At 74.3% G+C, this 12,500-nt stretch carries 12 protein-coding genes; all 12 read left to right on the top strand.

Features of this window, described 5'->3' with window-relative positions:
• Positions 1-15 precede the first annotated feature (15 nt).
• The 12 genes from PHY01_RS15285 (at position 16) to PHY01_RS15230 (ending at position 12,453) form a co-directional block, all read left to right on the top strand.
• On the top strand, positions 16-1,596 hold the full coding sequence (locus PHY01_RS15285) for a molybdopterin-dependent oxidoreductase (protein WP_370467355.1): 1,581 nt from the start codon (positions 16-18) through the stop codon (positions 1,594-1,596).
• Positions 1,597-1,778: 182 nt separating this feature from the next.
• The gene (locus PHY01_RS15280; protein WP_141279334.1) at positions 1,779-2,444 is read left to right on the top strand and encodes a fasciclin domain-containing protein; all 666 of its coding nucleotides are present in this window, start codon (positions 1,779-1,781) and stop codon (positions 2,442-2,444) included.
• 306 nt (positions 2,445-2,750) lie between these two features.
• Positions 2,751-3,536 (top strand): redox-sensing transcriptional repressor Rex, encoded by a 786-nt coding sequence (locus PHY01_RS15275; protein WP_170183825.1) that lies wholly within the window; start codon positions 2,751-2,753, stop codon positions 3,534-3,536.
• Positions 3,533-4,888: a glutamyl-tRNA reductase gene (locus PHY01_RS15270; RefSeq protein ID WP_141279332.1), complete on the top strand. Its 1,356-nt coding sequence runs from the start codon at positions 3,533-3,535 to the stop codon at positions 4,886-4,888. Before PHY01_RS15275 ends, PHY01_RS15270 begins: the two co-directional genes overlap by 4 nt.
• Complete coding sequence (hemC, locus tag PHY01_RS15265; protein ID WP_141279331.1) at positions 4,885-5,832, top strand: hydroxymethylbilane synthase; 948 nt, start codon at positions 4,885-4,887, stop codon at positions 5,830-5,832. Before PHY01_RS15270 ends, hemC begins: the two co-directional genes overlap by 4 nt.
• Positions 5,829-7,367 (top strand): bifunctional uroporphyrinogen-III C-methyltransferase/uroporphyrinogen-III synthase, encoded by a 1,539-nt coding sequence (locus tag PHY01_RS15260; RefSeq protein WP_141279330.1) that lies wholly within the window; start codon positions 5,829-5,831, stop codon positions 7,365-7,367. The genes hemC and PHY01_RS15260 overlap by 4 nt, the downstream gene beginning before the upstream one ends.
• Positions 7,368-7,576: 209 nt before the next feature.
• Positions 7,577-8,557, top strand: a complete 981-nt coding sequence (hemB, locus tag PHY01_RS15255; protein ID WP_141279329.1) for a porphobilinogen synthase — start codon at positions 7,577-7,579, stop codon at positions 8,555-8,557.
• Between the two features lie 101 nt (positions 8,558-8,658).
• Positions 8,659-9,087, top strand: a complete 429-nt coding sequence (locus PHY01_RS15250) for a DUF4282 domain-containing protein (protein ID WP_141279328.1) — start codon at positions 8,659-8,661, stop codon at positions 9,085-9,087.
• Positions 9,088-9,151: 64 nt separating this feature from the next.
• A complete protein-coding gene (locus PHY01_RS15245; RefSeq protein ID WP_141279327.1) occupies positions 9,152-9,922 on the top strand; it encodes a GumC domain-containing protein in 771 nt (256 codons plus the stop codon).
• Between the two features lie 37 nt (positions 9,923-9,959).
• Positions 9,960-11,261 (top strand): glutamate-1-semialdehyde 2,1-aminomutase, encoded by a 1,302-nt coding sequence (gene hemL / locus PHY01_RS15240; protein WP_141279326.1) that lies wholly within the window; start codon positions 9,960-9,962, stop codon positions 11,259-11,261.
• Positions 11,258-11,884, top strand: a complete 627-nt coding sequence (locus tag PHY01_RS15235) for a histidine phosphatase family protein (RefSeq protein ID WP_141279325.1) — start codon at positions 11,258-11,260, stop codon at positions 11,882-11,884. The genes hemL and PHY01_RS15235 overlap by 4 nt, the downstream gene beginning before the upstream one ends.
• Positions 11,881-12,453: a TlpA family protein disulfide reductase gene (locus PHY01_RS15230; protein WP_141279324.1), complete on the top strand. Its 573-nt coding sequence runs from the start codon at positions 11,881-11,883 to the stop codon at positions 12,451-12,453. The genes PHY01_RS15235 and PHY01_RS15230 overlap by 4 nt, the downstream gene beginning before the upstream one ends.
• Positions 12,454-12,500: the final 47 nt, after the last annotated feature.

Raw genomic sequence — 12,500 nt, 5'->3', positions numbered from 1 at the left:
GCCGAACCTTCCGCCGTGAGCACCACCGCGGCCCCGCCCGAGCACGCCACCGACCACGCCCGTCCCGCCGAGATCCCGCGCGGGCTCGCCGCGCTGATCGGGGTGCTCGCCGTCGCGGCGGCGCTGGGCGTCGGGCACCTGGTGGCGCTGGTCGCCCCGGGCTCGTCGCCGTTCCTGGCGGTGGGCGACACCGTCATCCGGTTCTCGCCGCAGTGGCTCACCGAGTTCGCCAAGACCACCTTCGGCACCGCCGACAAGCCGATCCTGCTGGGCGGCATGGCGGTCGTCATCGCGGCCGTCGCGGCGGTGGCCGGCCTGCTGTCGCGGCGCGGCGCGCGCCCCGGACTGGCCGTCGTGGTCGTGCTGGGTCTGGTCGGGCTGGCGGTCGTGGTGGCCTCGCCGACGTTCGGGCCGCTCTCGGTGCTCGCGCCGCTGGCGTCGATCGTCGCCGGGGTCGGGTCGTTCGCCTGGCTGCACCGGCTCGCGAGCCGGTCGGCCCTCGCGCGGTCGGGCGGTCCGGAGGTGTCGCGGCGCAGCGTGCTGATCGGCACCGCCGCGGTCGGGGCGGGGGCGGTGGTCGCCGGCGGGGGAGGGGTCCTGCTGGCGCCGAGCATCGACCAGTCCCGGGCGCGGGTCACGGCCCGCCTGGCGGCCGCGTCGCTGGCCGAGACCGCGCCGCCGGTGCCCGCGGGCGCGGCGTTCGTCGAGAGCGGGACGCCGCCGTTCCTCACCTCCAACGCCGAGTTCTACCGCGTCGACACCGCGCTCTCGCTGCCGCTGCAGTCGGAGCAGACGTGGTCGCTGCGCATCGGCGGGATGGTCGACCGGCCGCTCTCGCTGAACTTCGACGACCTCATGGCCCGCCCGCTGGTCGAGCGGACGATCACGATGACGTGCGTGTCGAACGTCGTCGGCGGCCCCTACATCTCCACCGCCGACTTCGTCGGGGTGGAGCTGCGCGACCTGCTGCTCGAGGCGGGCGTGCAGCCCGGCGCCGACCAGGTGCTCTCCACCAGCCTCGACGGCTGGACGGCGGGCTCGCCCACCGACGTGATCATGGAACCGGGACGCGGTGCGCTGGTCGCGGTCGGGATGAACGGCGAGGCGCTGCCCGCCGAGCACGGCTTCCCGGTGCGGCTGATCGTCCCCGGGCTCTACGGCTTCCTGTCGGCGACCAAGTGGGTCACCGACATCGAGCTCACCACCTTCGCCGCCGACCAGGGCTACTGGCTGCAGCGCGGGTGGGGGCAGTTCGCGCCGATCAAGACCCAGTCGCGGATCGACTTCCCCAAGGGCCTGTCGACGCAGCCGGCCGGCCGGCTCACCGTGGCCGGGATCGCCTGGTCGCAGCCCACCGGGATCAGCCGCGTCGAGGTGCGGATGGACGGCGGCGAGTGGCAGGACGCGGAGCTGGCCGAGGAGGTCAACACCCGCACCTGGCGGATGTGGCGCACCGACTTCGAGCTGGCTCCGGGCAGCCACACCGTCCAGACGCGCGCTACCGACCGTAACGGCGTTACCCAGACCGAGATGCGGGCCGATCCGATCCCGGATGGAGCATCCGGGTGGCCTGCCACTATCTTCACCGTTGCGTAGTCCATTGGGAGGGCGAATCTTAGGCCGTTCGGCCGATTCGTCGGAGCCGAGCTCGTGTTCGTGGGGCCACGGTTGTCGTAGCCGAAACGTTACGTCCAGTGAGTGAACCACCTTCGGCTCGATGTCGAAGGTTTCTATGTAGCGACCCGGACAGACCGGGTCGAGCTCGAGGAGGACACACCGTGCGAAAGATCCAGCGACTGGCCGCCGTCGGCGCCATGGCTGCCCTGACCGTGGCGCTGGGCGCGTGCAGCAGCTCCGAGACCCCCTCCGCCGAGGCCCCCGCCTCGTCGGCCCCGTCCGCCGCGGCGTCCAGTGAGATGCAGATGTCGTCCGACGGCGTCACCACCATCGAGGACATCTTCGGCCCGGCCTGCGACCAGGTCCCCACCGAGGGCGAAGGCTCCGCCCAGGGCATGATCGACGACCCGGTGGCCACCGCCGCGTCGAACAACCCGCTGCTGTCCACGCTGGTCACCGCCGTCGGTGCCGTCGACGGCCTGGCCGATACCCTGAACGCCGCCCCGGCGCTCACCGTGTTCGCCCCGTTCAACGGCGCGTTCGAGGCGCTCCCCGCGGGCACCGTCGAGACCCTGGTCGCCAACCCCGACCAGCTGGCCCCGATCCTCCAGGGCCACGTCTCCTCGACCCGTTACGACGCCGCGGGCCTGGTCGAGGCCGGCACCGTCGACGTCCTGTCGGGTGGCACCGTCACCATCGGTGGCACCGCCGACGCCCCCACCTTCGACGGTGGCAACGGCACCGCCGCCACGAACCTCTGTGGCAACGTCCCGACCGCGAACGCCACCGTGTTCGTGATCGACACCATCCTCATGCCGGCGGCCTGATCTCCACACGCCAGCACGACGTCCGCAGGGGCGGTCCCGGGTCTCCCGGGGCCGCCCCTGCGGCGTTGTGGGACGGACCGCCGGCGACGAACGGGGCGTGGGGAGCGACGGCCGGTCGGGGCCGGAGCGGCCCGGCGTGAGCACGGTCAAGTTCAAGATCGCAACTTTGTGCGGGTCTTCACAAGCGGCTACCGTGTCTTCCAGTCGCCGTCAAGACCCCTTCGACCGGCCGGGTGTCGCATCTCCCGGGCCAGGCCCGTGGGTCGTCGACGGCCCGCCACCGACCCGCCCGAGGAGTTACCGCCCGTGACCGTGCCGCCGCAGGCCGACCCCGACGACGGGGCGGTCAGGTCGCGGACCATACCGGAGGCCAGCGTCGCCCGGCTCGCGCTGTACCTGCGCGTGCTCGGGGAGCTCGCCGAGCAGGGCGCGGAGACCGTGTCCAGCGAGGAGCTGGCCGGCGTCACCGGCGTCAACCCGGCGAAGCTGCGCAAGGACCTGTCCTACATCGGCTCCTACGGCATCCGCGGCGTCGGCTACGAGGTCTCCTCGCTGCTGCACCAGCTCGAGCGCGTGCTGGGCCTCAACCACCGCCAGGCCGTCGCGCTGGTGGGGGTGGGCAACCTCGGCCACGCGCTGGCCGGCTACACCGGCTTCGGCGGGCGCGGGTTCCCCGTCACCGCGCTGTTCGACGTCGACCCCGACCTGGTCGGCATCCACATCAACGGCATCCTGGTCGAGCACGTCGACGCGATCCCGTCGGTCTGCGCGGCGCGCGGGGTCACCATCGGGATGATCGCGACGCCCGGGCCGGCCGCGCAGGGCGTCTGCGACCTGCTCGTCGAGTCCGGCGTGCGCTGCATCCTCAACTTCGCGCCCGTGGTGCTCCAGGTGCCCGACGAGGTCGAGGTGCGCAAGGTCGACCTGGCCGTCGAGCTGCAGGTGCTGGCGTTCCACGTCGCCCGCCGGCACGTCGCGGAGCACCCGCAGGCCGTCGCCGGTGGCAACGGTCACGGCCGCAACGGGCACGGATCAGCCGTGCGCACGTTCCCTCTTGTGGACGGGGCGTCGGCGTCGGAGGGACGGGCATGAGCGTGCTGGTGGTCGGGCTGTCGCATCGCAGCGCACCCGTCGAGGTGCTGGAGCGCGCCGCGGTGTCCGGCCCGGACGTCGCCAAGCTCCTCGACGAGATGGTGCGCGCCGAGCACGTCTCCGAGGTCATGATGCTCTCGACGTGCAACCGGATCGAGGTCTACGCCGTCGTCGACGCCTTCCACGGCGGCCTCGCCGACGTCTCCGCCGTGCTGTCGCGGCACTCCGGGATGCCGCTGGCCGAGCTCACCGAGCACGTCTACGTGCACTACGCGGGCTCCGCGGTGCAGCACCTGTTCGCCGTCTCGGCCGGTCTCGACTCGATGGTCGTCGGCGAGGCCCAGATCCTCGGCCAGCTGCGCAGCGCCTACGCCACCGCCGACGGGTCCGGCACCGTCGGGCGCGCCCTGCACGAGCTCGCGCAGCAGGCCCTGCGGGTGGGCAAGCGCGTGCACGCCAGCACCGGCATCGACACCGCGGGCGCCTCGGTCGTCTCCGAGGCGCTCGTCGACGCCGCCCGCGCGCTGGGCGGTGATCTCGCCGGCACCCGCGCCGTCCTCGTCGGGGCGGGGGCGATGGGTTCGCTCGCCGCGGCCCACCTGCGCCGGGCGGGCGCGGCCGAGATCGTCGTGCTCAACCGGTCGGCCGAGCGCGCCGAGCACCTCGCCGCCACCACCGCCGGGTTCGGCACGCCGTCGCGGGCGGGCACGCTCGACGCCCTCGCCGCCGAGCTGGCCGGTGCCGACGTGATGGTGGCCTGCACCGGGGCGATCGGCACCGTCGTCGAGCGCTCGGTCGTGGCCTCGGCCGTCGCCACCCGCGGCGGGCGCCCGCTGGCGGTGTGCGACCTCGGGCTGCCCCGCGACGTCGACGCGGGCGTCGCCGCGCTGCCGGGCGTCACCGTCGTCGACCTGATCGCGCTGCAGGCGCGGCTGTCCACCGGCGAGCGCGGCACCGCCGTCGCGCAGGCCCAGCAGCTGGTCGCCGACGAGGCGCAGGCCTACCTGGCCGCGCAGCGCTCCGCGGCCGTCACCCCGACCGTCACCGCGCTGCGCCGCCGCGCCTCCGACGTCATCGACGCCGAGCTGCTGCGCCTGGACGCCAAGCTCCCCGACCTCGACGACCGGGTGCGCGAGGAGTTCGGCCGCAGCGTCCGCCGCGTCGTCGACAAGCTCCTGCACACCCCGACCGTGCAGATCAAGCGCCTCGCCGAGGGGCCCGACGGCACCAGCTACGCCGAGGCGCTGCGCGAGCTGTTCGAGCTCGACCCGCAGGCCCCCGCGGCCGTGGCGATCGCCCGCGGCGGCGACGTGCTCGCCGCCCTGGAACGCCGTTCGGAGGACCTCCGATGATCCGTGTCGGTACCCGGCCCAGCGCGCTCGCCGTCGCCCAGTCCGGGCACGTCGCGCAGCGCCTGCGCGACGCGGGCCACGAGTGCGAGCTCGTCGAGATCAGCTCGCCGGGCGACCGCTCGCTCGCGCCCGTCGTCGAGCTGGGCGTCGGGGTGTTCGTCTCGTCGCTGCGCGAGGCGCTGGTGGACGGCCGGATCGACGTGGCCGTGCACTCCTACAAGGACCTGCCGACGGCGCCGGACCCCCGGCTCGTCGTCGCCGCCGTGCCGCCGCGGGAGGACCCCCGCGACGCACTGGTGGCCCGTGACGGCCTGGTGCTGGGCCAGCTGCCCGCCGGCTCGCGCATCGGGACGGGGTCGCCGCGCCGGGCGTCGCAGCTGCTGGCGCTGGGGCCGGAGTGGGAGGTCGTGGCGATCCGCGGCAACGTCGACACCCGCGTCGGGAAGGTGCGCTCCGGCGAGCTGGACGCGGTCGTCGTGGCCGCGGCCGGGCTGCGCAGGCTCGGCCGGATCGGCGACGCCACCGAGCTGCTCGACCCGGTGCAGATGCTCTCCGCACCGGCGCAGGGGGCGTTGGCGATCGAGTGTCTCGCCGACGACGCCGCCCTGTCCGACGCGCTCGCCTCCGCGCTCGACGACCCGCTCACCCGGGCCGCCGTCGTCGCGGAGCGGGCGGTGCTGGCCACCCTGGAGGCCGGCTGCCAGGCGCCCGTCGGGGCGCTCGCCGACGTCGTCTCCGACCTCGACGACGACGGCCACATTCTCGACCGCATCTCACTACGCGCCGTGGTGGGCACCGATGACGGGGCGCTGATCCGCGCCTCGATCACCGGAGACATGGACGTCGCCGAGAAGCTCGGAGCGGCACTCGCCGCCGAGCTGCTCGACCTGGGGGGCAGCTCGCTGTCCCTGGGAACCGCCAACAGGAGTTCAGAGAACAGATGAACCGAGCACCTTCCACCGGACGGGTAGCCTTCGTGGGCAGTGGCCCCGGCGATCCCGGTCTGCTCACCGTGCGTGCGCGCGACGCCATCGCGTCCGCGCCGCTGATCGTCACCGACCCCGACGTGCCCGAGGCCATCCTCGCGCTCGCCGCGGAGGGCGCCGAGGTACGGCCGGCGGTGGGTCAGCCCGCCGACGTCGCGCGTGACCTGGTCGCCGAGGCCCGCGCCGGGCGCACCGTGACGCGACTGGTCAGCGGCGACCCGCTGACCGTCGACGCCGTGGTGGCCGAGGCCCTCGCGGTGTCCGGCGCCGAGGTGGCGTTCGACGTCGTACCCGGCGTGCCGTCGGGCACCGCGGTCCCCGCCTACGCGGGCGTCCCGCTCGGGTCGGCGCACATCGAGGCCGACGTCCGTGCGGGCGTCGACTGGGCCGCGCTCGCGGTGGCGCCCGGGGTACTGGTGCTGCACGCGGGCCCCACGCACCTGGCCGAGATCGCCAGCCGCCTCACCGAGCACGGCCGCGCGGCGCAGACGCCCGTCGCGGTCACCTCGGGTGGCTCGCAGACCACGCAGAAGACCGTGCAGGCCACCCTGGCCACGCTCGCGGCCGACGCCGCCGAGCTGGAGGGACCGCTGGTCGTCACGATCGGCGACGAGGTCGGCATGCGCGCGGAGCTGTCCTGGTGGGAGTCGCGTGCCCTGTACGGGTGGCGCGTGCTCGTCCCGCGGACGAAGGACCAGGCGGGCGCCATGAGCGACCGGCTCGCCGTCCACGGGGCCAGCGCCGAGGAGGTGCCGACGATCGCCGTCGAGCCCCCGCGCTCGCCCACCCAGATGGAGCGCGCCGTCAAGGGCCTGGTCGACGGGCGCTACCAGTGGGTCGTGTTCACCTCGACCAACGCCGTCAAGGCCGTGTGGGAGAAGTTCGCCGAGTTCGGCCTCGACGCCCGCGCGTTCTCCGGCGTCAAGATCGCCTGCGTCGGCACGGCCACCGCGGAGAAGGTGCGCGGGTTCGGCATCGTGCCCGAGCTGGTGCCCGACATCGAGGAGTCGCAGGAGTCCAGCTCCGAGGGCCTGCTGGGGATCTTCCCGCCCTACGACGACGTGCTCGACCCGGTCGACCGCGTGCTGCTCCCGCGTGCTGACATCGCCACCGAGACCCTCTCCGCCGGCCTGCAGGAGCGCGGCTGGGAGATCGACGACGTCACCGCCTACCGCACCGTCCGGGCCGCCCCGCCGCCCGCGCCGATCCGCGAGGCGATCAAGACCGGCGGGTTCGACGCGGTGTGCTTCACCAGCTCGTCCACCGTGCGCAACCTCGTCGGGATCGCGGGCAAGCCGCACGCCCGCACGATCGTCGCGTGCATCGGCCCGCAGACCGCGGAGACGGCGCGCGAGTTCGGCCTGCGCGTCGACGTGCAGCCGGAGGAGGCCCGCGTCCCCGCCCTGGTCGACGCCCTCGCCGCACACGCCGCCCGGCTCCGGGCCGAGGGGGCCCTCCCGCCCCCGCGCAAGGCCAAGGCCCGCCGCCGCTGACCGTGCCCGTCACGGAGCCGCCCTCCCACCTCGTCGGTGGGAGGGCGGTCGTGTTCGTGCCCACGGAGCGACCCCGGGGTGGCCACCGGCCCGCGGCGGTGCGGAGATCCGGGGACTCGCGGACGGGAAACGGGGGACTCGCGCCCACCCCCGCGAGTCCCCCGTTTCCCGCCCCCGAGTCCGGGGCGGGGCGGTCGTAGGGTGGCCCCATGGCCTTCCCCTCCCACCGGCCGCGCCGGCTGCGTTCCACCCCGGCCCTGCGGCGGCTCGTCGCCGAGACCGACCTGCGGCCCCGGCACCTGGTGCTCCCGCTGTTCGTGCGGGAGGGCATCACGGAGCCGGCGCCGATCGCGTCGATGCCGGGGGTCGTCCAGCACACCCGCGACTCGCTGCGCAAGGCGTGCGTGGAGGCCGTCGAGGCGGGCGTCGGGGGGCTGATGCTGTTCGGCGTCCCCGCGGTGCGCGACGCCACCGGCTCCGCGGGCGTCGACCCGGACGGCGTGCTCAACGCCGCGCTGCGCGACGTCCGCGCCGAGATCGGCGACGCGTCGGTGCTGATGGCCGACACCTGCCTCGACGAGTTCACCGACCACGGCCACTGCGGGCTGCTCGACGCGCAGGGGGGCGTGGACAACGATGCCACCCTCGCCGTCTACGCCGAGATGGCCGTGGCCCAGGCCGACGCGGGGGCCCACCTGCTCGGGCCCAGCGGCATGATGGACGGCCAGGTCGGCGTCATCCGCGACGCGCTCGACGCGGCGGGGCACACCGACACCGGCATCCTCGCCTACACCGCGAAGTACGCCTCCGCCTTCTTCGGGCCGTTCCGCGAGGCCGTCGACTCCCAGCTCAAGGGCGACCGCAAGGCCTACCAGCAGGATCCGGCCAACGTGCGGGAGTCGCTGCGCGAGCTCGCGCTGGACCTCGAGGAGGGCGCCGACCTGGTGATGGTCAAGCCCGCGATGTCCTATCTCGACGTGCTGCGCGCGGTCGCCGAGGTGGCCGACGTGCCGGTGGCGGCCTACCAGGTGTCGGGGGAGTACGCGATGGTCGAGGCGGCGGCGGCGAACGGCTGGCTCGACCGCGAGCGCACGATCGCCGAGACGCTCACCTCGATCCGCCGGGCCGGGGCCGATCTGGTTCTCACCTACTGGGCCACGGAGGCGGCGTTGCGACTCGGTCGCGGCTGAGCGTCGACGCCCCCTCACCGGCGGTTATCGGGTGTACGCTGCCGCCGCCAATTGATCACGGGGCTTCTGCGAAGCGCCGAGCGAGCGCACCGAGGAGAACGATGAGCTACGACCCCGCAGGCGGCCAGCCCGGAAACCAGGGTTGGCAGGGTGGGCAGCAGCCGCCCTACCCGCCGCCTCCCGGTGGCTACGGCCAGCAGCAGCCCGCCGGCTGGGGGCCGCCCCCCGGCGGCCCGTCCGGCGCGCCCGCGCAGAAGAGCTTCTTCTCGGCGCTGTTCGACTTCACCTTCGACAGCTTCGCGACGCCCGGCCTGATCCGGATCCTCTACATCATCGGCACCGTGCTGATCGTGCTCGGCTGGCTCGGCTACGTCGTCATCGGGTTCAGCGCGCTGGGTGCGGCGGCCGGGATCGGCATCCTCATCTTCGGGGCGATCTTCGCGCTGTTCGCCATCGCGCTGCTGCGGGTGTCGCTGGAGTTCTACTACGCCGTCGTGCGCATGTCCGAGGACATCCACCACCGCCGCTGACGATCATGGTCCCGGTCCGGGGAGCCGCGTGGACAGCGCCCGGGCCGGGATCTACGGTGGCCCGGTGAGCACTCCGCCGGACCCCGAGAAGGGTCAGCCGTACCCCGGCCAACAGGGCCAGCCGACCTACGGCACCGGGTACGGCGGCGTGCAGTACCCGTACCCGGCCGGTGACGGGCCGACCCAGCAGACGCCCTACCCCGGCCAGCCGCATCCCGGTCAGCCCGGTCCCGGCCAGCCCGGTCCCGGCCAGCCCTATCCCGGCCAGTCCCCGCAGGGCGGATCGCCCTACCCGTACAACCCCTACGCCCAGGCGTCGCCGTACGGCCAGTCGCCCTACGGCGGCTACCCGGCCGGAATGGGCGACCGGCCGGCGCCGGTGTCGCGGCCCGGCATCATGGTCGTCGGGCTGGTCCTGTCGATCCTCTCGGCGCTGCCCTTCCTCGCGTTCGGCGTGCTGTTCCTGGTGGTGCCGCTCGACACCTCGGTCATCCCGCCGGAACTGCTCGACGCGCCGGAGCTGGCCCAGGCCGGGCTCACACCCGAGTCGCTGCTGTCGTTCCTGCGGGTGTTCGGCGGGATCTTCGCCGCGCTCGCGCTGATCTACATCCTGTTCGCCGTGCTGGCCTTCACCGGCCGCAACTGGGCGCGCATCCTGCTCGCCGTCATGACCGGCGGCTTCTCGGTGTTCCTGGTGTTCGGCGCCGTCTCCGGCGGTGCGGCCGACCCGGCGAGCGCGGTGATCCTGCTGGCGCCGGTGGCGCTCGCCGTCGGCGGGGCGGTCATCCTGTTCCTCGCTCCGTCGAACGCGTACTTCTCCCGCCCCCGGGCCTGAGGCGCGCCCCGTCCGGGCGGATGTGAGACTGGCGGTCGTGGCCTCACGCACGTCGTCGTCCCAGGAACTGTTCGCCCGCGCCTGCACCGTGATCCCGGGTGGGGTCAACTCCCCGGTCCGCGCGTTCACCTCGGTGGGCGGTACACCGCGGTTCATGACCTCGGCGCAGGGCCCGTGGCTCACCGACGCCGACGGCTCCACCTACGTCGACCTCATCTGCTCCTGGGGGCCGATGATCCTCGGGCACGCGCACCCGGCCGTCGTCGACGCCGTGCGCAGCGCCGCCGGGCAGGGGCTGTCCTTCGGCGCCCCGACCCCCGCCGAGATCGAGCTGGCCGAAGCGATCATCGCGCGGGTCGCGCCGGTGGAGCAGGTGCGGCTGGTCAACTCCGGCACCGAGGCCACGATGAGCGCGATCCGGCTGGCCCGCGGCATCACCGGCCGGAAGGTGGTCGTCAAGTTCGCGGGCTGCTACCACGGCCACGTCGACGCGCTGCTGGCCCAGGCCGGGTCCGGCGTCGCCACGCTCGGGCTGCCGACCAGCCCCGGCGTCACCGGCGCGCAGGCGGCCGACACGGTCGTGCTGCCCTACAACGACCTCGACGCCGTGCGCGCGGTCTTCGCCGAGCGCGGCGCCGAGATCGCCTGCGTCATCACCGAGGCGGCCGCGGGCAACATGGGCGCGATCGCGCCGGTGCCCGGCTTCAACGCCGGGCTGCGCGAGGTCTGCCACGCCCACGGCGCGCTGCTCGTCGTCGACGAGGTGATGACGGGGTTCCGCGTGTCGCCGTCGGGCTGGTTCGGCGTCGACGGGGTGGCGGGTGACCTCTACACCTTCGGCAAGGTCATGTCCGGCGGGCTGCCCGCGGCGGCGTTCGGCGGCCCGGCGGCCCACATGGCGCACCTCGCGCCTGCCGGGCCGGTCTACCAGGCGGGCACGCTGTCCGGGAACCCCGTCGCCGTCGCCGCCGGTCTCGCGACGCTGCGCGCGGCCGACGACGCCGTCTACGCCGCGCTCGACGCCAACGCGACGCGCCTGGGCACCCTGCTCGGCGACGCGCTGTCGGCGGCCGGGGTGCCGCACCGCGTCCAGTACGCGGGCTCGATGCTGTCGGTGTTCTTCACCGAGGACGAGGTGCGTGACTACGCGGGCGCGCAGGCCGCGGCCACCTGGCGCTTCCCGGCGTTCTTCCACGCGCTGCTCGAACGCGGGGTGTACCCGCCGCCGAGCGCCTACGAGGCGTGGTTCGTCTCCGCGGCGCTCGACGACCGGTGCTGGGAGACGATCGAGGCCGCCCTGCCCACAGCGGCGCGGGCGGCCGCCGGGGCGACGCCGTGAGGACCACCGTGCACGTGTTGCGCCACGGCGAGGTGCACAACCCCGAGGGCATCCTCTACGGCCGCATCCCCGGCTTCCACCTCTCCGAGAACGGCCGCCACCAGGCGGGGCTCGTCGCGAAGGCGCTCGGTGACGCCGACCTGGGCGCCGTCGTCGCCTCGCCGCTGCAGCGCGCGCAGGAGACCGCGGCGCCGATCGCGGCCGCGCACGGCCTCGACGTCGGCACCGACGACGGGCTGATCGAGGCGGACAACCGGTTCGAAGGGCTCAAGGTCGCCGTCGGCGACGGGGCGCTGCGCAGCCCGTGGCACTGGCCGAAGCTGCGCGACCCGTTCACGCCGTCGTGGGGCGAGCCGTACCTGCAGATCGCGCACCGGATGCTCGGCGCCGTGCACCGCGCGCGCGAGCTGGCGCCGGGCCGCGAGGTGCTGTGCGTGTCGCACCAGCTGCCGATCTGGACGTTGCGGCGGTTCGTCACCGGGCAGCGCCTGTGGCACGACCCCCGCAAGCGGCAGTGCGGACTCGCCTCGCTCACCACCCTGGTGTTCGACGACGCCGCGCTCGTCCAGCTGCGCTACAGCGAACCCGCCGGGTCGAGCGACCCGCGGCAGACCGGCGCATGAGGCGGCTCGCGCTCGCGCTCGTCGCGCTGCTGGCCCTGGCCGGTTGCTCCAGCAGCCAGGACGCCGTGGCGAGCGACGGCGAGTTCACCTTCGTCGCGCCCGGCGGGCAGACCACGATCCTCTACGACCCGCCAGCCGAGCGCGGGCGCGTCACCGGGATCTCGGGGGAGAGCCTGCTGAACCCGGGCACCGAGATCGGTCTCGAGGACTACCAGGGCCAGGTCGTGGTGCTCAACGTGTGGGGCTCGTGGTGCGGGCCGTGCCGCGAGGAGATGCCCGACCTGCAGTTCGTGCAGGACACCGTCGAGGGGGTGTCGGTGCTCGGGCTCGACGTCCGCGACTCCCGCGACGCCGCCGCCGACTTCGTCCGCGACCGCGGCCTGACCTTCGACTCGATCTACGACAGCCCGGCCCGCACGCTCGCGCAGCTCTCGGGCTACCCGCGCAACACCACGCCGTCGACGCTGGTGCTCGACAAGCAGCACCGGGTGGCCGCGGTGTACCTGACGCAGATCCGGGTCCCCGAGCTGATCCCCGTCGTCGAGCGGCTGGTGGCCGAGCCGGCCTGACGCGGCCGGCCCCGGCACCCGCGCGCACCGGTCGGCCCCGCGCGCCC

The organism is Pseudonocardia hydrocarbonoxydans, assembly GCF_006539565.1.
Lineage (GTDB): Bacteria > Actinomycetota > Actinomycetes > Mycobacteriales > Pseudonocardiaceae > Pseudonocardia > Pseudonocardia hydrocarbonoxydans.
Note: the sequence above shows the minus strand (reverse complement) of the source record. Positions and strands in the feature narration are given on the sequence as shown.

Bases quoted from the DNA above. Each gene is read 5' to 3' on its own strand.
- PHY01_RS15250 (WP_141279328.1), top strand. From the start codon at position 8,659: ATGAGCTACGACCCCGCAGGCGGCCAGCCCGGAAACCAGGGTTGGCAG.
- hemB (WP_141279329.1), top strand. From the start codon at position 7,577: ATGGCCTTCCCCTCCCACCGGCCGCGCCGGCTGCGTTCCACCCCGGCC.
- PHY01_RS15270 (WP_141279332.1), top strand. From the start codon at position 3,533: ATGAGCGTGCTGGTGGTCGGGCTGTCGCATCGCAGCGCACCCGTCGAG.
- PHY01_RS15260 (WP_141279330.1), top strand. From the start codon at position 5,829: ATGAACCGAGCACCTTCCACCGGACGGGTAGCCTTCGTGGGCAGTGGC.
- hemC (WP_141279331.1), top strand. From the start codon at position 4,885: ATGATCCGTGTCGGTACCCGGCCCAGCGCGCTCGCCGTCGCCCAGTCC.
- PHY01_RS15230 (WP_141279324.1), top strand. From the start codon at position 11,881: ATGAGGCGGCTCGCGCTCGCGCTCGTCGCGCTGCTGGCCCTGGCCGGT.